25 protein-coding genes are annotated in these 22,918 nt (G+C 66.9%); all 25 read left to right on the plus strand.

Features of this window, described 5'->3' with window-relative positions:
- Positions 1-684, plus strand: a 684-nt coding sequence (locus Q8M82_RS23000) for an NADH-quinone oxidoreductase subunit D-related protein (protein ID WP_465248091.1), incomplete at its 5' end; no start/stop codon positions are given.
- Complete coding sequence (gene nuoE, locus Q8M82_RS23005) at positions 684-1,628, plus strand: NADH-quinone oxidoreductase subunit NuoE (protein ID WP_305693620.1); 945 nt, start codon at positions 684-686, stop codon at positions 1,626-1,628. The genes Q8M82_RS23000 and nuoE, both read left to right, overlap by 1 nt.
- 10 nt (positions 1,629-1,638) lie before the next feature.
- Entirely contained in the window at positions 1,639-2,943 is a 1,305-nt protein-coding gene (gene nuoF, locus Q8M82_RS23010; protein WP_305693621.1) for an NADH-quinone oxidoreductase subunit NuoF, read from the plus strand.
- 5 nt (positions 2,944-2,948) lie between these two features.
- Entirely contained in the window at positions 2,949-3,155 is a 207-nt protein-coding gene (locus tag Q8M82_RS23015; RefSeq protein WP_305693622.1) for a hypothetical protein, read from the plus strand.
- A gap of 10 nt (positions 3,156-3,165) precedes the next feature.
- Entirely contained in the window at positions 3,166-5,229 is a 2,064-nt protein-coding gene (nuoG, locus tag Q8M82_RS23020; RefSeq protein WP_305693623.1) for an NADH-quinone oxidoreductase subunit NuoG, read from the plus strand.
- Positions 5,230-5,235: 6 nt separating this feature from the next.
- A complete protein-coding gene (gene nuoH, locus Q8M82_RS23025; protein ID WP_305693624.1) occupies positions 5,236-6,255 on the plus strand; it encodes an NADH-quinone oxidoreductase subunit NuoH in 1,020 nt (339 codons plus the stop codon).
- A complete protein-coding gene (locus tag Q8M82_RS23030) occupies positions 6,255-6,464 on the plus strand; it encodes a hypothetical protein (RefSeq protein ID WP_305693625.1) in 210 nt (69 codons plus the stop codon). The genes nuoH and Q8M82_RS23030 overlap by 1 nt, the downstream gene beginning before the upstream one ends.
- A complete protein-coding gene (locus tag Q8M82_RS23035; RefSeq protein WP_305693626.1) occupies positions 6,461-6,697 on the plus strand; it encodes a hypothetical protein in 237 nt (78 codons plus the stop codon). Before Q8M82_RS23030 ends, Q8M82_RS23035 begins: the two co-directional genes overlap by 4 nt.
- A gap of 18 nt (positions 6,698-6,715) precedes the next feature.
- Complete coding sequence (gene nuoI / locus Q8M82_RS23040; RefSeq protein WP_066716373.1) at positions 6,716-7,204, plus strand: NADH-quinone oxidoreductase subunit NuoI; 489 nt, start codon at positions 6,716-6,718, stop codon at positions 7,202-7,204.
- 131 nt (positions 7,205-7,335) lie between these two features.
- Positions 7,336-7,959, plus strand: a complete 624-nt coding sequence (locus Q8M82_RS23045; RefSeq protein ID WP_069054986.1) for an NADH-quinone oxidoreductase subunit J — start codon at positions 7,336-7,338, stop codon at positions 7,957-7,959.
- On the plus strand, positions 7,956-8,264 hold the full coding sequence (gene nuoK, locus Q8M82_RS23050) for an NADH-quinone oxidoreductase subunit NuoK (RefSeq protein WP_054141432.1): 309 nt from the start codon (positions 7,956-7,958) through the stop codon (positions 8,262-8,264). Before Q8M82_RS23045 ends, nuoK begins: the two co-directional genes overlap by 4 nt.
- Before the next feature lie 24 nt (positions 8,265-8,288).
- On the plus strand, positions 8,289-10,328 hold the full coding sequence (gene nuoL, locus Q8M82_RS23055; RefSeq protein WP_305693627.1) for an NADH-quinone oxidoreductase subunit L: 2,040 nt from the start codon (positions 8,289-8,291) through the stop codon (positions 10,326-10,328).
- A 4-nt stretch (positions 10,329-10,332) separates the two neighbouring features.
- The gene (locus tag Q8M82_RS23060) at positions 10,333-11,844 is read left to right on the plus strand and encodes an NADH-quinone oxidoreductase subunit M (protein WP_305693628.1); all 1,512 of its coding nucleotides are present in this window, start codon (positions 10,333-10,335) and stop codon (positions 11,842-11,844) included.
- An 11-nt stretch (positions 11,845-11,855) separates the two neighbouring features.
- Positions 11,856-13,283 carry an NADH-quinone oxidoreductase subunit NuoN gene (nuoN, locus tag Q8M82_RS23065; protein ID WP_305693629.1) on the plus strand — a complete coding sequence of 476 codons (1,428 nt, stop codon included), beginning with the start codon at positions 11,856-11,858 and terminating at the stop codon, positions 13,281-13,283.
- 173 nt (positions 13,284-13,456) lie between these two features.
- Positions 13,457-14,233 (plus strand): biotin--[acetyl-CoA-carboxylase] ligase, encoded by a 777-nt coding sequence (locus Q8M82_RS23070; RefSeq protein WP_305693630.1) that lies wholly within the window; start codon positions 13,457-13,459, stop codon positions 14,231-14,233.
- A 119-nt stretch (positions 14,234-14,352) separates the two neighbouring features.
- Positions 14,353-16,023: a ribonuclease J gene (locus tag Q8M82_RS23075; protein WP_305693631.1), complete on the plus strand. Its 1,671-nt coding sequence runs from the start codon at positions 14,353-14,355 to the stop codon at positions 16,021-16,023.
- Positions 16,024-16,145: 122 nt separating this feature from the next.
- Positions 16,146-16,550, plus strand: coding sequence for a methylmalonyl-CoA epimerase (mce, locus tag Q8M82_RS23080; RefSeq protein WP_305693632.1), 405 nt, complete (start codon positions 16,146-16,148; stop codon positions 16,548-16,550).
- A gap of 4 nt (positions 16,551-16,554) precedes the next feature.
- Positions 16,555-16,968, plus strand: coding sequence for a RidA family protein (locus Q8M82_RS23085; RefSeq protein WP_305693633.1), 414 nt, complete (start codon positions 16,555-16,557; stop codon positions 16,966-16,968).
- Positions 16,965-17,195 carry a DUF1467 family protein gene (locus Q8M82_RS23090; RefSeq protein ID WP_305693634.1) on the plus strand — a complete coding sequence of 77 codons (231 nt, stop codon included), beginning with the start codon at positions 16,965-16,967 and terminating at the stop codon, positions 17,193-17,195. Before Q8M82_RS23085 ends, Q8M82_RS23090 begins: the two co-directional genes overlap by 4 nt.
- 429 nt (positions 17,196-17,624) lie before the next feature.
- Entirely contained in the window at positions 17,625-18,179 is a 555-nt protein-coding gene (locus tag Q8M82_RS23095) for a peptidylprolyl isomerase (protein WP_305693668.1), read from the plus strand.
- Positions 18,180-18,183: 4 nt separating this feature from the next.
- Positions 18,184-18,849: a hypothetical protein gene (locus Q8M82_RS23100; RefSeq protein ID WP_305693635.1), complete on the plus strand. Its 666-nt coding sequence runs from the start codon at positions 18,184-18,186 to the stop codon at positions 18,847-18,849.
- Positions 18,849-19,319 carry a peptidylprolyl isomerase gene (locus tag Q8M82_RS23105; protein WP_305693636.1) on the plus strand — a complete coding sequence of 157 codons (471 nt, stop codon included), beginning with the start codon at positions 18,849-18,851 and terminating at the stop codon, positions 19,317-19,319. The genes Q8M82_RS23100 and Q8M82_RS23105 overlap by 1 nt, the downstream gene beginning before the upstream one ends.
- Positions 19,320-19,326: 7 nt before the next feature.
- Positions 19,327-20,418 carry a tRNA preQ1(34) S-adenosylmethionine ribosyltransferase-isomerase QueA gene (queA, locus tag Q8M82_RS23110; RefSeq protein WP_305693637.1) on the plus strand — a complete coding sequence of 364 codons (1,092 nt, stop codon included), beginning with the start codon at positions 19,327-19,329 and terminating at the stop codon, positions 20,416-20,418.
- 189 nt (positions 20,419-20,607) lie between these two features.
- Positions 20,608-21,270 carry a tetratricopeptide repeat protein gene (locus Q8M82_RS23115; RefSeq protein ID WP_305693638.1) on the plus strand — a complete coding sequence of 221 codons (663 nt, stop codon included), beginning with the start codon at positions 20,608-20,610 and terminating at the stop codon, positions 21,268-21,270.
- 155 nt (positions 21,271-21,425) lie between these two features.
- Entirely contained in the window at positions 21,426-22,847 is a 1,422-nt protein-coding gene (gene der, locus Q8M82_RS23120; RefSeq protein WP_305693639.1) for a ribosome biogenesis GTPase Der, read from the plus strand.
- Positions 22,848-22,918 lie beyond the last annotated feature (71 nt).

The raw sequence follows: 22,918 nt of genomic DNA on the forward strand, positions 1-22,918 counted from the left end.
ATCGAGGACATCTGGAACTGGTGCGATCCGTTCCTCACGGTCTGCGACGATCTCGAAACCCTGCTGACCGGCAACCGCATCTTCAAGCAGCGCAACGTCGACATCGGCGTGGTGACGCTCGAGCAGGCGTGGGAGTGGGGCTTCTCCGGCGTGTTGGTGCGCGGCTCGGGTGCTGCGTGGGATCTGCGCAAGTCGCAGCCTTACGAGTGCTACGCCGAGATGGATTTCGATATTCCCATCGGCAAGAACGGCGACTGCTACGATCGTTACTGTATCCGCATGGAAGAGATGCGCCAGTCGGTGCGCATCATGAAGCAGTGCTGCGAGAAGCTGCTCTCGGCCGATGGCGGCGGGCCGATCTCGGCGCTCGACGGCAAGATGGTGCCGCCCAAGCGCGGCGAGATGAAGCGCTCGATGGAAGCGCTTATCCACCATTTCAAGCTCTACACTGAGGGCTTCAAGGTGCCCGAGGGCGAGGTCTACGCCGCCGTCGAGGCGCCCAAGGGCGAATTCGGCGTCTATCTCGTCGCCGACGGCACCAACAAGCCCTACCGGGTCAAGATCAAGGCGCCGGGTTTCGCCCATCTCCAGGCCATGGATTTCATGTGCCGCAAGCACATGCTGGCGGACGTCTCCGCCATCCTCGGCTCCCTCGATATCGTCTTTGGTGAAGTTGACCGCTGATGTCCGTCCGTCGTCTCGCCCCCGATGCCGTCCAGCCCGCTTCCTTCGCCTTCGACGCGGCGAACGAGAACTGGGCCGACCAGCAGATCGCCAAATATCCGGAAGGTCGCCAGGCCTCGGCCGTGATCCCGCTGTTGTGGAAGGCGCAGGAGCAGCATGACGGCTGGCTGCCGCGTGCCGCGATCGAGGCTGTCGCGCGGAAGCTCGGCATGGCGCCGATGCGGGTGATGGAGGTCGCGACCTTCTACACCATGTTCAACCTGCAGCCGGTCGGCGAGCATTTCATCCAGCTCTGCGGCACCACGCCCTGCGCCTTGCGCGGCGCCGAGGCGCTGAAGAAGGTCTGCCAGGACGTCATCGGCCCGCAATCGACCGTGACCGCCGACGGCAAGCTCTCCTGGCTCGAGGTCGAGTGCCTCGGCGCCTGCTGCAACGCCCCGATGGCGCAGATCAATTTCGATTACTACGAGGATCTGACGCCGGAGAACTTCAAGGCGCTCCTGGAGGATCTCCGTCACGGCCGGCCGACGAAGCCCGGCCCGCAGAACGGCCGCTCCGGCTCGGAGCCGCTCGGTGGCGGCGAGACCTTGAAGGACCCAGCCCTTTATGACGGCACGGTGATCGGCGCCGGCGATTGGCAGAGGCGCGTCACCGAGCAGCGCAAGGCCGCCGCGGAAGCCGCCGCCGCCAAGGCTGCCGCCGAGGCCGAGGCCAAGACGGCTGAAACGGCCAAGGCCGACGCCGCCAAGGCCGATGCAACGCCGGCTGCGGCGACCAAACCCGCCACCGAGACGGCCGCTCCCGGGCGCCCGAAGCCGTCCGAGCCGGGCCAGCCCACCAGCGCCGCCAGCGACACCCCTGCCGCCGGCGGCAAGGTCGATGCGAAATCGGCGGCGGAAGCTGCCAAGCCGGCCGGCGGCCCCGCCGACAAGCCGGTGAAGTGAGGTCAGAACGATGCTCGCCGATCGCGATCGTATTTTCACCAATCTCTACGGCCTTCACGACCTGTCGCTGAAGGGTGCCATCGCGCGCGGCGCCTGGGACGGCACCAAGTTCCTGCTCGAGCAGGGCCGCGACTGGATCATCGACGAGATGAAGAAGTCGGGCCTCCGCGGCCGCGGCGGCGCCGGCTTTCCGACCGGGCTGAAATGGTCCTTCATGCCCAAGCAGAACGACGGGCGCCCGCACTATCTCGTCGTCAACGCCGACGAGTCGGAGCCCGGCACCTGCAAGGATCGCGAGATCATGCGCAACGACCCGCATACGCTGGTCGAGGGCTGCCTGATCGCCTCCTTCGCCATGGGCGCGCATGCGGCCTACATCTACATCCGCGGCGAATACATCCGTGAGCGCGAGGCGCTGCAGCGGGCCGTTGACGAGGCCTATGAGGCCAAGCTCATCGGCAAGGACAACGTCCACGGCTATCCCTTTGATCTTTATGTCCATCACGGCGCCGGCGCCTATATCTGCGGCGAGGAGACGGCCCTGCTCGAAAGCCTCGAGGGCAAGAAGGGCATGCCGCGGATGAAGCCGCCATTCCCGGCCAATGTGGGCTTGTATGGCTGCCCGACCACGGTGAACAACGTCGAGTCGATCGCGGTCGCGCCGACCATCCTGCGCCGCGGCGCGAGCTGGTTCTCCTCGCTCGGCAACCCCAACAATGTCGGCACCAAGCTGTTCTGCATCTCGGGCCATGTGAACAAGCCCTGCAATGTCGAGGAGGTGATGGGCATCACCTTCCGCGAGCTGATCGACCGGCATTGCGGTGGCGTCCGTGGCGGCTGGGACAATCTCAAGGCGGTCATCCCCGGTGGCTCCTCGGTGCGGATGGTTCCGGCCGAGCAGATCATCGACACGCCGATGGATTTCGACTCGCTCTCGAAGCTGAAATCGGGCCTCGGCACCGCAGCCGTGATCGTCATGGACAAGTCCACCGATGTGATCCGCGCCATCGCCCGCCTCAGCCATTTCTACAAGCATGAGAGCTGCGGCCAGTGCACGCCCTGCCGCGAGGGCACGGGCTGGATGTGGCGCGTCATGGAGCGCATGGTCGAGGGCCGCGCCCAGAAGCGCGAGATCGACATGCTGCTCGACGTCACCAAGCAGATCGAGGGCCACACCATCTGCGCGCTCGGCGACGCCGCCGCCTGGCCGATCCAGGGCCTGATCGCGCATTTCCGTCACGAGATCGAGCAGCGCATCGACGACTATGCCGCCAATCCGCACAGCGAGCCCGTGCGGATGATGGCGGCGGAGTGACGACGATGAGCGAAGAGCCCGACAACATCGTGCTGGTGATGCTTCGGCGTATCGAAGCCAAGCTCGATCGCGTGGGTGAGGACGTTCATAATTTGAAGGTGCGCATGACCTCGGTCGAGGAAGGCATGGCGGCGATGAACCGGCGTGTCGATCGGATCGAGGAGCGGCTGGATCGGATCGAGCACAGGCTCGATCTGACGGAAGTTCGGTGAAGGCAAGCGGATGACCAAACTCATCATCGACGGCATCGAGGTCGACGTACCCGCCGAATACACGGTCCTGCAGGCCTGCGAGGCGGCGGGTGCCGAGGTGCCGCGCTTCTGCTTCCACGAGCGGCTCTCGATCGCCGGCAACTGCCGCATGTGCCTCGTCGAGGTGAAGGGCGGCCCGCCCAAGCCCCAGGCCTCCTGCGCCATCGGCGTGCGCGACCTGCGCCCCGGCCCCAATGGCGAGCCGCCGGTCGTCTCGACCAAGTCGCCCATGGTCAAGAAGGCGCGCGAGGGGGTGATGGAGTTCCTCCTCATCAACCACCCGCTGGATTGCCCGATCTGCGACCAGGGTGGAGAGTGCGACCTGCAGGACCAGGCGATGGCCTATGGCGTCGACACCTCGCGCTATGCCGAGAACAAGCGTGCGGTCGAGGACAAGTATATCGGCCCGCTGGTCAAGACCTCGATGACGCGCTGCATCCAGTGCACGCGCTGCGTCCGCTTCACCACCGAAGTGGCGGGCGGCTCCGATCTCGGCGCGATCGGCCGCGGCGAGGACATGGAGATCACGACCTATCTCGAACAGGCGATGACGTCGGAGCTCCAGGGCAACGTCGTCGATCTCTGCCCGGTCGGCGCGCTGACCTCCAAGCCCTATCAGAACAAGGCCCGGCCCTGGGAGCTGACCAAGACCCAGTCGATCGACGTGATGGACGCCGTCGGCTCGGCCATCCGCGTCGATTCCCGCGGCAAGGAGGTCATGCGCATCCTGCCTCGCCTCAACGAGGCGGTGAACGAGGAGTGGATCTCCGACAAGACCCGCCACGTCGTCGACGGGCTGCGCACGCAGCGTCTCGATCGGCCCTATATCCGGCAGAACGGCGCACTGCGCCCCGCCTCCTGGAGTGAGGCCTTCGCGTTGATCGCGACGAAGGTGAAGGCGACGAGCCCTGCGAAGATCGGCGCCATCGCCGGCGATCTCGCGGCGGTCGAGGAGATGTTCGCGCTCCAGAGCCTGATGGCATCGCTCGGCAGCGCCAATCTCGATTGCCGCCAGGACGGCACCAAGCTGCATCCGAAATTCGGCCGCGCCAGCTACATCCTCAATGCCGGCATCGCCGGGATCGAGGAGGCGGATGCGCTGATGATCATCGGCGCCAACCCCCGCAAGGAAGCGCCGATCCTGAACGCGCGCATCCGCAAGCGCTGGCTGCGCGGCGATTTCACCCTCGGCCTGGTCGGCGAGAAGGTCGACCTGACCTATGACTACGCTCATCTTGGCGCAGGGCCGGACACGCTTGCCGGTTTCGTCGATCATGCCCCGGCCGATCGGCAAAAGCCGATGCTGCTGATCGGGCAGGGCGCCTTGGCCCGTCCCGATGGCGAAGCGATCCTGGCGATGGCGGCCAAGGCGGCCCGTGCACTCGGCGTCGTCAAGGACGGCTGGAACGGCTTCGGCGTGCTGCACACGGCGGCCTCGCGGGTCGGCGCGCTTGATCTCGGCTTCGTGCCGGGCGAGGGTGGTCTCGACGTCGCCGGCATGCTCGCTCCGGGCGCGCTCGACGTTCTGTTCCTGCTCGGCGCCGACGAGATCGAGGTGCCGGCCGGTGCCTTCGTGGTCTATCAGGGCACGCATGGCGACAAGGGCGCGCATCGCGCCGACGTCATCCTGCCGGGCTCGGCCTACACCGAAAAATCCGGCACCTACGTCAACACCGAAGGCCGCGTGCAGATGACCGACCGCGCCACCTTCCCGCCGGGCGACGCCCGCGAGGACTGGGCGGTCCTGCGCGCACTGTCGGCGGCGCTCGGCAAGACGCTGCCCTTCGACTCGCTGGCCGGCCTGCGCAAGGCTCTCTATGCGGCCCACCCGCATTTCGCCGCGCTCGACCGGCTCGATCCGGCGGACGCCTCGGGGCTCGGCACGCTCGCCGATCTCGGCGGCAAGGCCGAGAAGAACGGCTTCGTCTCGACGGTCGCCGATTTCTACCAGACCAACCCGATCGCGCGCGCTTCCGCCGTGATGGCCGAATGTTCGGCACTGGCTTCGGGCCGGTTGCGGCAGGCGGCGGAGTAAGCGGCCATGACCTGGGACCTCGTTCTCGATCTCGCGATCATGCTGGGCAAGAGCTTCCTGCTCATCGCCTGCCTGCTGGTCTTCATCGCCTATATCCTGCTGGCCGACCGCAAGATCTGGGCGGCGGTGCAGTTGCGGCGCGGCCCCAATGTGGTCGGGCCCTTCGGCCTGTTCCAGAGCTTCGCCGACCTGCTGAAATTCGCCTTCAAGGAGCCGATCATCCCGTCGGGCGCCAACAAGGGCGTCTTCCTGCTGGCGCCGCTGGTGACCTGCCTGCTGGCCCTGTCGGCCTGGGCGGTGATCCCGGTCGCCGAGGGCTGGGCGATCGCCGACATCAATGTCGGTATCCTCTATGTGCTGGCGATCTCGTCGCTCGGCATCTACGGCATCATCATGGCTGGCTGGGCCTCGAACTCGAAATATCCCTTCATGGGCGCGCTCCGCTCGGCCGCGCAGATGGTCTCCTACGAGGTCTCGATCGGCTTCGTCATCATCACCGTCCTGCTCTGCGTCGGCTCGCTGAACCTCTCGGCCATCGTCGAGGCGCAGAACGGGCGTCTGGGGATGTTCGGCTGGTACTGGCTGCCGCTGTTCCCGATGTTCGTGATCTTCTTCATCTCGGCGCTGGCCGAGACGAACCGGCCGCCCTTCGACCTGCCCGAGGCGGAATCGGAACTCGTCGCCGGCTACATGGTCGAATACTCCTCGACCCCGTATCTGCTGTTCATGCTCGGCGAATACGTGGCGATCATGACCATGTGCGCCATGATGGTGATCCTGTTTCTCGGCGGCTGGCTGCCGCCGTTCCCGGTCGCGCCCTTCACCTGGGTGCCGGGCGTCGTCTGGTTCATGATCAAGGTCTGCGGCGTCTTCTTCATGTTCGCGATGGTGAAGGCCTTCGTGCCGCGCTACCGCTACGACCAGCTGATGCGGCTGGGCTGGAAGGTCTTCCTGCCGCTTTCGCTGGTCTCCGTCGTGGTCGTCGCCTTCGTGCTGCAGCTCACCGGCTGGGGGCCGGTGCGTTGATGCTGGCCGCCGTCCTCGGAGCGATGGCGGGGATGATCGCGGGCGGCGGGCTGTTCTTCGCGGGGTGCTACCTCGCCTGGCGCGGCCAGTGGTTCGGCGCGGGCGATGTGGTGCTCGACATCGCCTGGAATGGCTGGGTATTCGCGGTGTTCTTCGGGGGCCTCCTCGGGAACCGCGTGATGCACTGGCTGGAGCTGGTGCCGGCATGAGTCAGGCAGGCGCGATCGGAGCCGTCATCGGCTTCGTGTTGGGGCTGCTGGAATACAGGATCGTGTCGGGCGTCGTCATCGCGGCGCTGCGCCGGACCGATCGATCGACGACGCAGGCGGAGCGCGACGACTACGAGCGCCGCATCCGCATGCTGAAGCTGGCGCTGGCCGTTCTGATGGTCGGCGTCACGCCGGTGCTGGGTTACGTGATCGGCCGGACGCTGTTCGGCTGAGAGGGAAGGACGAAGGCTATGTCGCTCGCACAAGCCGCAAAGGGCCTGCTGCTGAAGGAGTTCGTCGGCGCTTTCGCGCTGTCGATGCGCTATTTCTTCAAGCCGAAGGCCACCATCAACTATCCCTTCGAGAAGAATCCGCAGAGCCCGCGCTTTCGTGGCGAGCATGCGCTGCGCCGTTATCCCAATGGCGAGGAGCGCTGCATTGCCTGCAAGCTCTGCGAGGCGATCTGTCCGGCGCAGGCCATCACCATCGAGGCCGGCCCGCGCCGCAACGACGGCACGCGCCGCACCACGCGCTACGACATCGACATGACCAAGTGCATCTATTGCGGCTTCTGCCAGGAAGCCTGCCCGGTGGATGCGATCGTGGAAGGGCCGAACTTCGAGTTCGCCACCGAGACCCGCGAGGAGCTTTTCTACGACAAGGATCGGTTGCTCGCGAACGGCGCCCGCTGGGAACGCGAGATCGCGCGCAACATCGCGATGGACGCTCCCTACCGCTGAGGCTCTGCCAGACCCTTCCTGCGGTTGTGACCGCGGACGGGCCTGACTATAGACGCTCCAAACGGCGTCCGGCGAGAGTCGGGCGCAGGTGAACACGAGAGCCGCCCGCCTGGGCGGAAAGGCTGACCGAGATGAATGCCGCAGCGGCTTTCTTCTATCTGTTCGCAGGCATCACCGTCGCTTCGGCGTTCATGGTGGTGACATCGCGCAACCCCGTTCACTCGGTGCTCTTCCTGATCCTGGCCTTCGTCAACGCGGCCGGGTTGTTCCTGCTGCTGGGCGCCGAATTCCTCGCGATGCTGTTGATCGTCGTCTATGTCGGCGCGGTCGCGGTGCTCTTCCTCTTCGTGGTGATGATGCTCGATGTCGATTTCGCCGAGTTCCGCCAGGGCTTCCTGAACTACCTGCCGATCGGCGCGCTGATCGGCCTGATCTTCGCGGTCGAACTGCTGCTCGTCGTCGGCGCCTGGGTCATCGACCCGCAGATCGTGCGCGCGCCGGTCGCCGCCATCCCCGCCGGCATCACCAACACCGAGGCGATCGGGCGGGTCCTCTACACGCAGTATGTCTACTACTTCCAGGCCGCCGGCCTCGTCCTGCTCGTCGCCATGATCGGCGCCATCGTGCTGACCCTGCGCGACCGCCCCGGCATCAAGCGCCAGGACATCGCGCAACAGAATGCGCGCACCAAGGCGACCGCCATGGACGTCAAGAAGGTGCAGCCGGGCGCTGCCCTGCCGGAGGAGACGGTCTGATGATCGGGCTTGGCCACTATCTCGCCGTCGGGGCGATCCTGTTCACGCTGGGCGTGCTCGGCATCTTCCTGAACCGCAAGAACGTCATCGTCATCCTGATGTCGGTCGAGCTGATCCTGCTGGCGGTGAACCTGAACTTCGTCGCCTTCTCGAGCTTCCTGAACGACATTGTCGGGCAGATCTTCGCGCTGCTGGTGCTGACGGTCGCGGCGGCGGAAGCCGCCATCGGGCTCGCCATTCTCGTCGTCTACTTCCGCAACCGCGGCACGATCGCGGTGGAAGACATCAACATGATGAAAGGCTGAGGCGCACGCGCCCGGATCCGCCCCATGTATCACGCGATCGTCTTCCTCCCCCTGATCGGTTTCCTGATCGCCGGCCTCTTTGGCCGGCTGATCGGCGCGCGCGGCTCGGAGATCGTCACCACCTCGCTGCTGATCGTCTCGGCCGTCCTCTCCTGGATCGCCTTCTTCAATGTTGGATTCGGCGCCGGCACGACGCGGATCCAGGTCGCGACCTGGATGTCCTCGGGCGGGCTTCAGGTCGACTGGGCCTTCCGTGTCGACACGCTCACCGTGGTGATGCTGGTCGTCGTCAACACCGTCTCCTCGCTCGTGCACCTCTACTCGATCGGGTACATGCACGAGGATCCGCACCGGCCGCGCTTCTTCGCCTATCTGTCGCTCTTCACCTTCGCCATGCTGATGCTGGTGACGGCCGACAACCTGCTGCAGATGTTCTTCGGCTGGGAGGGCGTCGGTCTCGCCTCCTATCTGCTGATCGGCTTCTGGTATCAGAAGCCCTCCGCCTGCGCCGCGGCGATGAAGGCCTTCATCGTCAACCGTGTCGGCGATTTCGGCTTCCTGCTCGGCATCTTCCTGGTCTTCGTTCTGACCGGCTCGGTCGCCTTCGACACCATCTTCCCGCAGATCGCCGGCCTGACCGAGAGGAGCTTCCGCTTCCTCGGCTATGACTGGAACGCGCTGACGCTGACGGCGCTGCTTTTGTTCATGGGCGCGATGGGCAAGTCGGCCCAGTTCCTGCTGCACACTTGGTTGCCCGACGCGATGGAGGGCCCGACCCCGGTCTCGGCCCTGATCCACGCCGCAACCATGGTCACCGCCGGCGTCTTCATGGTCGCGCGCCTGTCGCCGATCTTCGAATACGCGCCTGTCGCGCTCACGGTCGTCATCGTCATCGGCGCGACGACCGCCTTCTTCGCCGCCACCGTCGGTCTGGTGCAGAACGACATTAAGCGCGTCATCGCCTACTCGACCTGCTCGCAGCTCGGCTACATGTTCGTCGCGCTGGGCGTCGGCGCCTATTCCGCCGGCGTCTTCCACCTCTTCACCCACGCCTTCTTCAAGGCGCTGCTGTTCCTGGGCGCCGGCTCGGTCATCCATGCGATGCATCACGAGCAGGACATGCGGAACATGGGGGGCCTGCGGAAGCACATCCCGCTGACGGCGGCGGCCATGACCGTCGGCACGCTGGCGCTCACCGGCTTCCCGCTCTTCGCCGGCTACTTCTCCAAGGACGCGATCATCGAGAGCGCCTATGCCGCGGTCGCGCATAAGGGCTTCGCCGCCTCCTATGCCTTCGTCCTGCTGGTCGTCGCCGCCTGCTTCACCTCCTTCTACTCCTGGCGGCTCTACTTCATGACCTTCGAGGGCAAGCCGCGCTGGGGGGCGGGCGCCCATGCGTCGCATGGTCATGACGACCACGCCCACGCCGCCCATGGCCATGATGACCACGCTCACGCCGCTCATGCGCATGACGACCACCATGGCCATGGTCATGACCACAAGCCGCATGAGAGCCCGCTGGTGATGCTGATCCCGCTCGCCCTGCTCTCGCTCGGCGCGGTGGCGGCCGGCTTCGCCTTCAAGGGCGCCTTCATCGGCGATGGCTACGACGCCTTCTGGAAGTCCTCGCTCTTCACGGCTAAGGACAATCACATCCTGCACGAGATGCACGAGGTGCCGAAATGGGTGATCTGGTCGCCCTTCGTCGCCATGCTGATCGGCTTCGTGCTGGCGCTCTACATGTATCTGCTGAGGCCCGACGTGCCGGGCAAGCTCGCCGCCGCCAACCCGGTCCTGTACCGCTTCCTGCTCAACAAGTGGTATTTCGACGAGATCTACGACTTCCTATTCGTGAAGCCGTCGATGTGGATCGGCAAGTTCCTCTGGAAGAAGGGCGACGGCTTCGTCATCGACGGCATGGGCCCGGACGGCATCTCCGCCCGCGTCGTCGACGTGACCAACCGGGTCGTGCGGCTGCAGACCGGCTATCTCTACCACTATGCCTTCGCCATGCTGATGGGCGTTGCGGGCCTGGTGACCTGGTATCTCGTGGCGCGCGGGTGAGATGATGTTCGGCTTCGGTATCCTCACCGGTCTTCTGATCCTGCCGCTGGTCGGCGCGGCCTTCATCCTGGCGCAGCGCGGCGACGAGGCCTCGGTCGAGTCCAATGCGCGCTATGCGGCGCTCGCCGCCACGGTCGCGACCTTCGTCCTGGCCTGCGTCGCCTGGGCGAAGTTCGACCCCGCCAATCCCGGCTTCCAGATGGTCGAGACCCATGCCTGGGTCTCCGACGCGATCCAGTTCAAGCTCGGCGTCGACGGCTTCTCCTTCCCCTTCGTGGTGCTGACCGCCTTCCTGATGCCGTTCTGCATCCTGGCGTCCTGGCATGCGATCACGAAGCGGGTGCGCGAATACATGGTCGCGTTCCTGATCCTCGAGACGCTGATGATCGGCGTCTTCGTGGCGCTCGACCTCGTGCTGTTCTACCTCTTCTTCGAGGGCGGCCTGATCCCGATGTTTCTGATCATCGGCATCTGGGGCGGCAAGCGGCGCGTCTACGCCTCCTACAAGTTCTTCCTCTACACGCTGCTGGGCTCGGTGCTGCTGCTGCTCGCCCTGATGGCGATGTACTGGCACGCCGGCACCACCGACATCCCGACGCTGCTGGCGCACAAGTTCCCGGCGAACATGCAGACCTGGCTCTGGCTCGCCTTTTTCGCCTCCTTTGCGGTTAAGATGCCGATGTGGCCGGTCCACACCTGGCTGCCCGACGCGCACGTCGAAGCGCCGACCGCCGGCTCCGTCGTGCTCGCCGCGATCATGCTGAAGATGGGCGGCTACGGCTTCATCCGCTTCTCGATCCCGATGTTCCCGGAGGCCTCGGCCTATTTCGCCTCCTTCGTCTTCGCGCTGTCCGTCATCGCCATCGTCTACACCTCGCTGGTGGCGCTGATGCAGGAGGACATCAAGAAGCTGATCGCCTACTCCTCGGTGGCCCATATGGGCTTCGTCACCATGGGCCTTTTCACCCTGACGCCGCAGGGCATCCAGGGTGCGATGTTCCAGATGGTCAGCCACGGGCTGGTCTCGGGCGCGCTCTTCCTTTGCGTCGGCGTGATCTATGACCGCATGCACACCCGGGAGATCTCCGCCTATGGCGGGCTGGTGAACCGGATGCCGGTCTATGCCGTCATCTTCATGGTCTTCACCATGGCCAATGTCGGCCTGCCCGGCACCGCCGGCTTCGTCGGCGAGTTCCTGACGCTGATGGGCGCCTTCCGCGCCAATCCCTGGGTCGCCTTCATCGCCTGCTCGGGCGTCATCCTCTCGGCCGCCTATGCACTCTGGCTCTATCGCCGCGTCGTCTTCGGCGAGCTGGTGAAGCCTGAGCTCAAGGACATCGCCGATCTCGACCGCCGCGAAATGGCGATCCTGATCCCGCTGGTCGTGCTCACGGTCTGGTACGGCATCCGTCCGGGCACGATCCTCGACGCTTTTGCGGCGCCGACCGAAGCCCTCATCAAGAATTATCAGGCCGCACTCACCGCCGCGAAAACGGCGATGCTGGTCGTTCAGTAAGGTCTCGCAGGATGGCTCTGCCCGCTCTCGGCCCGGCGCTTCCGGAAATCATCCTCGCGATCGGCGCCATCGCCATGGTGCTGGTCGGCGCGATCCGCGGCGAGAGGTCGACACGCCTGCTCGAGGGCGCGGCCCTGGCGCTGTTTGCGCTGGCGCTCGTCCTGGTCCTGGCTGGCGAGGGCCGGGCGCTGACCTTCAACGGCGGTTTCGTCGTCGACAGCTTCGCCCGCTTCTTCAAGGTGCTGACGCTGCTGGGGGCCGCCGCGGCCATCCTGCTCTCCTCGGACTCGCTTCGCCGAGACGGTTCGATGCGCTTCGAGTTCCCGATTCTGATCGTCCTGTCGACGGTCGGCATGATGATGATGATCTCGGCCAACGACCTCATCAGCCTCTATGTCGGCCTCGAGCTGCAGTCGCTGGCGCTCTATGTCGTCGCCGCCTTCGACCGCGACAACCCGAAATCGACCGAAGCGGGCCTGAAATACTTCGTCCTCGGCGCGCTCTCCTCGGGCATGCTGCTCTACGGCGCCTCGCTGGTCTATGGCTTCACCGGCACGGTCAACTATGCCGGCATCGCCGCGGCGGTTCAGGGCGGCCATCCCGGCATCGGCCTGATCTTCGGCATCGTCTTCATCGCGGCCGGCGTCGCCTTCAAGATCTCGGCCGTGCCCTTCCATATGTGGACGCCCGACGTCTATGAGGGCGCACCGACCCCGGTCGCTGCCTTCTTCGCCTCCGCGCCCAAAATGGCGGCGATGGCGATGGTCGTGCGCATCTTCGTCGGCGCCTTCCCCGGCGCGCTGCACGAATGGCAGCAGATCGTCATCTTCATCGCCATCGCCTCGATGGCGCTCGGCGCCTTCGCCGCGATCGGCCAGACCAACATCAAGCGCCTGCTCGCCTACTCCTCGATCGCCAATATGGGCTATGCGCTGGTCGGCCTCGCCGCCGGCACCGCCAATGGCGTCCAGGGCGTGCTGGTCTACATGGCGATCTATCTGGCGACGACGCTCGGCGCCTTCGCCTGCGTGCTGCTGATGCGCCGCGACGGCAAGCCGGTCGAGGAGATCGGCGAACTCGCCGGCCTGTCGCGGACCAATCCCTGGATGGCCTTCGCGCTCTCCATGATGATGTTCTCGCTCGCCGGCATTCCGCCGCTCGCCGGTTTCTGGGCGAAGTTCTACGTCTTCCTCGCCGCCATCGAAGCCAAGCTCTATGTGCTCGCCGTGGTCGGCGTCGTCACCAGCGTCGTCGGCGCCTATTACTATCTGCGCCTCGTCAAGGTGATCTATTTCGACGACGCCAAGCCCGCCTTCGAGAAGGGTGACTTCGGCGTGCGCGCCGTGCTGCTGGTCTCGGCGCTCTTCGTGCTGGCGCTCTCGCTGCTGCCGGCCCCGCTGCTGAACTCGGCCGGCGTGGCGGCGAAGTCGCTGTTTTGAGGCAGGTCGGCTTATTGGGGTTCTCTTGAACCGCGATCGTCATCCCGGACAAGCCGCAAAGCGGCGCCGATCCGGGATCCATTCCGGAGCGCTGCCGCGGAAGGGTCCGGAATGGATCCCGGGTCTCCGCTTCGCTTCGCCCGGGATGACGGTGAGGTTGTCGGACCTGTCCAATGCTCGGTGAGGCCGCCCGTGCCGCCGGCTACCGGCTGATCGTCCGCGACGAGGTCGGCTCGACCATGGAGGAGGCGCGTCGCGCGCTCCAGCAGGGCGACCCCGGCCAGCTCTGGATCGTGGCGCGCAGCCAGAATGCCGGGCGCGGCCGCCATGGCCGGCAATGGACCTCTCCGCCGGGCAATCTCTATGCGAGCCTGCTTCTGGTGGACCCTTGCGAGCCGGCGCTGGCGCCGCAGCTCGGCTTCGTCGCGGGGCTCGCCCTGCACGATGCCGCCGCGCAGGTGACGGGCCTGGCGGCGCCGCGGCTGGCGCTGAAATGGCCGAACGATCTCCTGATCGACGGCGCCAAATGTTCCGGCCTGCTGCTCGAGGGCGAGAGCGGGGCAGGGCGCTTCGCCGTCATCGCCGGCCTCGGCGTCAACATCGCCTCCTGCGCGCAAGGCACGCCCTATCCGGCGAGCTTCCTGCGCGCCCATGCGCCGGGTGTCACCATCGAGGCGACGCTGGCGGCACTGGCCGAGGCCTTCGCGCAGCGCTTCTCGATCTGGCGTCAGCCGGGCGGCTTCGGCCCCATTCGCGAGGCCTGGCTGGAGCGGGCCGCGTTCCTGGGCGAGACCATCACCATCCGCCCGCCCTCGGGGGCCGTCACCGGTGTCTTCTCCGGCCTCGACGCGAGCGGCCGGCTGCTGCTCGAAACGCCGGACGGGATTCGCGCCTTCGATGCGGGCGATCTCTTCTTCGGCGCCGCCATCCCCGCGGACGCGCCGCGCTGACGGCGGCGTCCGCTCCGTCGGATGGGTGACGCCGCGCCGCTATGGAGCCCTGCGGCGCCGCGTGTTAGGGCTCCCGCACCATCCCGGCGCCGCCGGCTGTCGATCAGTCAGGATTTTTCGTGACCCGTTCCAAAGACCAGCTCGTTTTCGTTCCTCTCGGTGGCCTCGGCGAGATCGGCATGAATGCCGCTCTCTACGGCTATGGGCCTGAGGGCAGGCGGAAATGGATCCTCGTCGATTGCGGCCTGTCCTTTGCCGGCCCGGAGGTTCCGGGCGTCGACATCGTGCTGCCGGACCTGCGCTACATCATCGAGGAGCGGGCGAACCTGCTCGGCATCGTGATCACCCATGCCCATGAGGACCATATCGGCGCGCTCGCCGCGCTGTGGCCGTCTCTGCGTGCCCCGGTCTACTGTACGCAGTTCGCCGCCGGGCTCCTCGCCACGCGCCGCCTCTCGGAGCCGGGCGCCCCCAAGGTGCCGATGCACACCGTCGCCCAGGGCGGCCGCATTACGCTGGGCCCCTTCGACATCGAATTCGTGCCCGTGGCGCATTCGATTCCCGAATCGAACGCGCTCGCGATCCGCACCCCTGTGGGCCTCGTCGTCCATACCGGCGACTGGAAGATCGACGTGACGCCCCAGGTCGGCCTGCCGACCGACGAGAAGCGCCTGCGCGAGCTCGGCGAAGAGGGCGTATTGGCCCTGGTCTGCGACTCGACCAATGTCATGCGCGACGGCACCTCGCCGAGCGAGGCTGACGTCGCCGCCAAGATCAAGGAGCTGGTGCACTCGGCCACCGGTCGCGTCGCCGTCACCACCTTCGCCTCCAACGTCGCCCGCTTACGCGCGGTGGCGGAAGCGGCGATGGCCGACCAGCGCGAGGTCGTCGTCGTCGGCCGCGCCATGGACCGCGTCATCGATGTCGCCCGCGAATGCGGCTATCTCGACGGGATTCCGGCCTTCCGCTCGGCCGACACCTATGGCTACCTGCCGCGCGACAAGGTCGTCTGCCTGCTGACCGGCAGCCAGGGCGAGCCGCGCGCCGCGCTCTCCCGCATCGCCTCCGACGACCACCCCGAGATCGCGCTCTCGCCCGGCGACCGGGTGATCTTCTCCTCGCGCACGATTCCCGGCAACGAGAAGGCGGTCGGCGCGATCCAGAACGCGCTCGCGCGCGACAACATCGAGATCATCACCGACCGGACCCATCTGGTCCATGTCTCCGGCCATCCGCGCCGCGAGGAAATGGCCAGGCTCTATGGCTGGCTGAAGCCGAAGATCGTGATTCCCGCCCATGGCGAGGACCTCCACCTCTCGGAGCACGCGACCTTCGCGCGCGGGCTCGGCGTCAAGATCGTGGTGCGCGCCGGCAATGGCGACGTCGTCGCGATCACCCCCGAGGGCGCCAGCAAGATCGACGAGGTCACCCACGGCCGGCTCTACCAGGATGGCGATCTCCTGGTGAACGCGCTGGAGAAGACGATTCCTGAGCGTCGCCGCCTGTCCTTCGTCGGCATGATCTCGGTCGCCGTCGCCATCGACGAGAAAGGCGGGCTCGCCGGCGATCCGGAGATCGCCGTGCTCGGCCTGCCGCCCTATACGCGCGACGGCACGGGCTTCGACGAATACGTCGCCGATGCCGTGTCCGAACTGATCGACGGCATTCCCAAGGCTCGTCGCCGCGACCCGGAAGCGCTGCGCAATGCGCTGGAGCGCGGCCTGCGCAGCGCCGTCAATGAGGAGTGGGGCAAGAAGCCGCTGGTGCATGCGCTGGTGATCGAGGTTTAAGTGGCGTCCGAAATCCGGGGGCGGCGTCATCCCGGGACGAAGCTGCGCCGCTTCGCGGCTTGTCCAGGATGACGGGTGTTTCCGAACCGAAGCCTGATCTGCGAGGAGTGGAGCAAGACATCATGATCGGACGCCTCAACCACGTCGCCATCGCCGTGAAGGATCTCGCGGCCGCGACCGCGCTCTATCGCGACACGCTCGGTGCCCGCGTCTCGCAGCCGCTGCCGCAGCCGGAGCACGGCGTCACGGTCGTCTTCGTCGAATTGCCGAACACCAAAATCGAGCTGCTCGAGCCGCTGGGCGCCGATTCCCCGATCATGAAGTTCCTCGAGCGCAACGCCGACGGCGGCATCCACCACATCTGCTACGAGGTCGAGGACATCCTCGCCGCGCGCGACCGGCTGAAGGCGGCGGGCGCGCGGGTACTGGGCTCGGGCGAGCCGCGCATCGGTGCCCATGGCAAGCCGGTGCTCTTCCTGCATCCGAAGGACTTCACCGGCACGCTCGTCGAGCTCGAGCAGGCCTGAGGCGATGGACGCATCCGCGATCAGCTTCTTCGGCCAGCCGGAGCCGGGCTCGGCCCGCCCCTTCAGTGCGGCGACGCGTGCGGGTGGCCTCGTCTTCGTCTCCGGCCATTCGGCGCCGCATGACCCTGCCCGCGGCATCCACCGCGGCGAGACGCCGGCCGAGGAAGTCCGCAATGCGCTGGCCCATATTTCCGGCATCCTGGCCGAGGCCGGCAGTTCCCTCGCGCAAGTCGTGCAGATGACCATGCTGATCACCGACCCGGCGGATTATGCCGCCTGCAACGCCGAATATGTGAAGCACTTCCCCGCCGGCCTGCCGGCGCGCCACACCGCCCGCTTCGGCGTGCCGACGCAGGCCCGCGTCGCGTTCGCCTGCATCGCGCTGGCCGAATCGGCCAACAAGGATCCCCAGCCATGACGATCGCGAGTGCGCTCGCCGTCTATTTCGTGATCTGGTGGACGGTGCTCTTCGCCGTTCTGCCCTTCGGCGTCCGCAGCCAGGTCGAAACGGGGGACGTCGTCGAGGGCACCGAGCCCGGCGCGCCGGCCCTGCCGGGTCTTCGCCGCAAGGTGGTGATCACCTCGCTGATCGCGGCGGTGGTCTTCGTCTTCGTCTGGTATGGCTGGGCGGCGCTCGACATCTGAGCCGCCGCAAGCTGCGGCACGCCCTCGCGCGATCGGACATTGGCCGGACATCGGCTCGCCGGACAGCAGACAAAGAAAAAGGCAAGGCCGGTGCCTTGCCTTCTTAGTCTGTTTTTACCGCAGTAACGGCACACATCTGTTCGCGTGCGACTCGTATACTGAACGGGCGTTTGTCCTCCCGAGACCTGGTCCGCGGCGCTTCGATCAACAAAGCGTGTCCAGCAAGGGTTTGATAACCGATTGCCACACGTCTGTCATCACTTTGAGCAGGTCCAGCCTCAACTTTTTGCAAAATTATTCTCCGCTGCACTTGTGCGGTGCAACATCGTGCGATTCGTCGTCCTGCGGCGCCTTGTTCCGGCCAAAGGATGCCGCTACGACGCCCGCGACGACACGCCCGCCGGCATCTCGGCGGCCAAGGAGACGATCATGCTGCGCCACTCGCTCGCCACTCTCGCTCTTTTCGCCTGCCTCGGCCTTGCGACCGCGCCGGCCCGCGCTCAGGCGCCCGATCCCGCCAACACGCTGATCCTCGAGACCAAGGACGGGCCGGTGACGATCCGCCTGCGGCCGGACCTCGCGCCCAGGCATGTCGAGCAGATCAAGACGCTGACCAAGCGCGGCTTCTATGACGGCATCGTCTTCCACCGTGTCATCGACGGCTTCATGGCGCAGACCGGCGACCCGACGGGCACCGGCACCGGCAGCTCCGACCTGCCCAATATCAAGGCCGAGTTCACGCCCACCCCCTACAAGGTCGGCTCGGTCGGCATGGCGCGTTCGCAGTCGCCCGACTCGGCGAATTCGCAGTTCTTCATCTGCTATGAGGGCTGCGGCTCGCTGACCGGCCAGTACACGCTCTTCGGCGAGGTCGTCTCGGGCATGGAGGCCGTCCGCAAGATCAAGAAGGGCGCCGCCGGCAGCGGCATGGTCACCGGCCCCGACAAGATCATCCGCATGCGGCTTCAGTCCGACGCGAAGTAAGCCGATGGCGGGCAGGGCGCGGCGCGCCCTGAACGGCCTGTTCTTCTGCGCGCTGTCCGCCGTCACGGTGGGCGCGGCTGCGGCGCAGGGAACGACCGATCTGGGCCTGCCGCCGGCATCCGGATCGCAGAACCCGGTCCTCCCGCCGCCCTCGGGCTCCCAGAACCCCGTCCTGCCGCCTGCGTCGGGCCAACGTTACGCGCCCGGCGTCGGCGGCCGCTTCGGCGGCGACGCCGACCTGCCGGGCGCCGCGACACGGCCGATCCCGCCGGCGCCACGCACGGGCAGCGGCGAGATCGGCGTGGTCGGCACGGTCGAGCCGGCGACGAAGACGCCCGACGGCGGCGCGCTCGACAGCCTCGCCGACATCGCTCCTGCGCTGCGCCGCTGCTGGACGCCACCGGCGATGGACGGTCCGGCGAGCGGCGCGATGGCGACCGTGCGCTTCAGCCTGCGCCGCGACGGCTCGCTCTTCGGTGAGCCGCGCGTGACCTGGCAGACGCGGCAATCCGAGCCCGATCTGCGCCGCCGCTTCACCGACTCCGTCGTCGCAGCCGTTCGCAGCTGCACACCTATGAGGTTGTCGCCGCAGCTTGGAGCCGCTATCGCGGGGCGACCCTTGTCCATCCGCTTCCACGGCCGCGCGCCGTCCAATGAAAGGCCGATCTGATGTCGCTCGATCCCGAGAACACCCTCGTCATGGAAACCACCAAGGGCAAGGTGGTGATCAAGCTGCGCCCCGACCTCGCGCCCAAGCATGTCGAGCGCATCAAGCTGCTCGCCCGCGAGGGATTCTATGACGGCATCGTCTTCCACCGCGTCATCGACGGCTTCATGGCCCAGGTCGGCTGCCCGCATGGCACCGGCACCGGCGGCTCGAAGCACCCGGACCTCGCGCAGGAGTTCAACGCCGAGCCGCATGTCCGTGGCATCTGCTCGATGGCCCGCGCCCAGAACCCGAACTCGGCCAACAGCCAGTTCTTCATCGTCTTCGAGGATGCCCGCTTCCTCGACAAGCAGTACACGGTCTGGGGCCAGGTCGTGGAAGGCATGGAGAATGTCGACAACATCAAGCGCGGCGAGCCCGTGCGCGATCCCGACTCCATCGTCTCGCTGAAGGTCATGGCCGACGCGGCCTGACGCCACCGTGGATGTCGGGCTCTTCGACTTCGACCTGCCCGAAGACCGGATCGCGCTGAGGCCTGTCAGCCCGCGCGATGCGGCGCGGTTGCTCGTCGTCAGGCCCGATGCCCTGCAGCCCTTCGAGGATCGCGGCATCCGCGATCTCGTCGAGCTGCTGCAACCCGGTGACGCGCTCGTCCTTAACGACACGCGCGTCATCCCCTCGCGGCTCTATGGCCGCCGCCGGCGGGGCGAGGCCTCCGCCCGCATCGAGATCATGCTGCACAAGCGCGAGGCGGCCGATCGCTGGCGCGCCTTCGCGCGGCCGGCCAAGAAGCTGGCGCTGGGCGAGACCGTCACCTTCGGCGACGAGGCCGAGAGCAGCGCCTGCGAACTCGGGCGCCTCCAGGCCGAGATCGTCGCCAAGGCCGAGGGAGGGGAGGTCGAGCTGCGCTTCGCGCTCACCGGGCCGCATCTCGACGAGGCCATCGCCCGCCTCGGCGAGCTGCCGCTGCCGCCCTATATCGCCGGCAAGCGCGCGACCGATGCTGCCGATGCGCAGGACTACCAGACCATGCACGCCAGCAAGGACGGCGCCGTCGCGGCGCCGACCGCCGGGCTGCATTTCACGCCGGACCTCGTCGCGGCGCTGGAGGCGAGGGGTGTGACCCGCCACCTCGTCACGCTCCATGTCGGCGCCGGCACCTTCCTGCCGGTGAAGGCGGAGGATACGGAAGGCCATCGCATGCACGCCGAATGGGGGACGATCGCGCCCGAGACGGCCGCGGCCCTCAACGCCGTGCGGGCGACAGGCGGGCGCATCATCGCGGTCGGCACCACCTCGCTGCGCCTGCTCGAAAGCGCCACGGGCGAGGATGGCGTCATCCTGCCGTTCTCAGGCGACACCGCGATCTTCATCACGCCGGGCTACCGCTTCCGCGCGGTCGATCTGCTGCTGACCAATTTCCACCTGCCGCGCTCGACACTCTTCATGCTCGTCTCCGCCTTCTGCGGCCTGGACGTGATGAAGCGCGCCTATGCGCACGCGATCGCGGGGGGATACCGCTTCTACTCCTATGGTGATGGCAGCTTGCTGCACCGTGGGAACCAGCCGTAGCGGTCATTGCGAGCGTCAGCGAAGCAATCCAGAGCGGCAGTGCTCGACGTCCCGCTGGATTGCTTCGCTGACGCTCGCAATGATGATGAGCGGGACGCTGCGCTACGCGGTCGAGAAAATCCTGTTCCGGCTCGCCTTCGCCGGGCGGAAATGCTACCGGGCAGCACCACACAGGATATCTGACGGACCATGGCCGATATTTTCCGCGAGATCGACGAGGAAGTCCGCCGCGACAAGGCGGCGGAGCTCTGGAAGAAATATGGCTGGCTGATCACAGGCCTGGCCGTGCTGGCGGTCGCAGCCGTGGCCGGCTGGCAGTTCTGGCTCTATCGCGAGCAGCAGGCCTCGCAGGTGGTCGGCGCCCGTCTCGAAGCGGCCCTGAAGGCCTCGCGCGACGGCAACGGTTCGGAAGCCGAAACCATCCTTGGCGAACTCGCTGCGAGCGCGCCGGCGGGCTACCGGCAGATCGCCCGCTTCCGCCTTGCGGCCGAGACGGCCAAGCGCGATGCCGCCGCCGGGGCGGCCGCCTTCGACCAGATCGCCGCGGACGGATCGCTCGGCCAGCTCTACCGGGATCTCGCCCGGCTGCGGGCCGGCATGCTGCGCGTCGACCTCGTGCCCTATCCGGAGCTGCGGACGGCGCTGGAGCCGCTGGCGACGGCGCAGGGAGCCTGGCGCCATTCGGCCCGCGAATTCCTCGGCATCGCCGCGCTCAAGGCAAATCTGTTTGACGATGCCGGCCGCTGGTTCGACGCCATCGTGACCGATCCGCAATCGCCCGCCGTCCTGCGCCAGCGCACCGAGCTCTATCTCGCTCTGGTGCGCGGTGGGCCGGTCGAGACGAAGAACTGACGCCCGGAAGAACCGACGCCGTCATCCCGGGCGACCGCAGGGAGACCCGGGATCCATGCCTGAGCCTCTCCATGCTGCGCTCCGGCATGGATCCCGGATCTGCGCCGCTTCGCGGCTCGTCCGGGATGACGGCGTAACAGGATAAGAAAAACCGAATGACCGCCACCGTCGCCATCATCGGCCGCCCCAATGTCGGCAAGTCGACGCTGTTCAACCGGCTCGTCGGCAAGAAGCTCGCGCTGGTCGACGACCGGCCCGGCGTGACGCGTGACCGGCGCGAGGGCGAGGCTGCGCTCGGCCATCTGCGCTTCAACATCGTCGATACGGCAGGGCTCGAAGAGGCCGATCCCGGCTCGCTCGCCGGGCGCATGCGCGCCCAGACCGAGGTGGCGATCGCCCAGGCGGACGTCATCCTGTTCATGATCGACGCCCGGCTCGGCCTCACGCCGATGGACCAGCCCTTCGCCGATCTCGTCCGCAAATCCGGCAAGCCCGTCATCCTCCTGGCCAACAAGGCGGAAGGCAAGAAGGGGCTGGACGGCATCTTCGAATCCTACGCTCTGGGCCTGGGCGACCCCGTGCCGTTCTCGGCCGAGCATGGCGAGGGCACCTCCGACCTGCTGGAGGCGCTGGCGCCTTATGTGGACGTCGAGCCGGAGGAGGAAGAGCCCTTCGACGAGAGCTATGGCGACAAGAAATGGGTCGAGGCGCCGGCCGCCTTTGTCGATGAGGAGGCGGAGTACAACGACCCCAACAAGCCGCTGCGGGTCACGATCATCGGCCGCCCCAACGCCGGCAAGTCGACGCTGGTCAACAAGATGATCGGCGAGGAGCGCCTGCTCGTCGGCCCCGAGGCCGGCATCACCCGCGACACCATCTCGGTCGATTATGAATGGCGCGGCCGGCCGGTGAAGCTGTTCGACACCGCCGGCATGCGCAAGCGCGCCCGGATCGAGGAAAAGCTCGAGAAGATGTCGGTGCAGGATTCGCTCCGCGCGATCCGCTTCGCCGAGGTCGTCGTCGTGCTGCTCGACGCCACCATCCCCTTCGAGAAGCAGGACCTGACGCTCGTCGACCTGACCGAGCGCGAAGGCCGCTGCGTCGTCATCGGGCTGAACAAGTGGGACCTCGTCGCCGACAAGAACGGCCTCCTGGCCGAGCTCAAGGAGAAGGCGAGCCATCTCCTGGCGCAGGTCCGTGGCGTCCCGATCATCCCGCTCTCGGGGCTCGCCGGCGAGGGCATCGACCGGCTGATGCAGGCCGTCTTCACCGCTTATGAGGTCTGGAACCGCCGCGTCTCGACGGCGAAGATCAACCGCTGGCTCGAAGGCGTGCTCTCGGCCCATCCGCCCCCGGCCGTGGCCGGGCGGCGCATCAAGATCCGCTACATGACGCAGGCCAAGGCGCGCCCGCCGACCTTCGCGCTGTTTGGCAACCAGCTCGACCATCTGCCGGTGTCCTACACCCGCTATCTGGTCAACAACCTGCGCGAGGCGTTCGACCTGCCGGGTACGCCGATCCGCCTGCACACCCGTGGCGGCGAGAACCCCTACGACAAGAACAAGCGCGCGGGGTGAGCCACGCCGTCATGCTCGGGCTTGACCCGAGCATCTCTTGCGGGGGCATTCTCGTCCGGAGATGGTCGGCT

Origin of the sequence: Allobosea sp., assembly GCF_030694325.1 — a bacterium.
GTDB lineage: Bacteria > Pseudomonadota > Alphaproteobacteria > Rhizobiales > Beijerinckiaceae > Allobosea.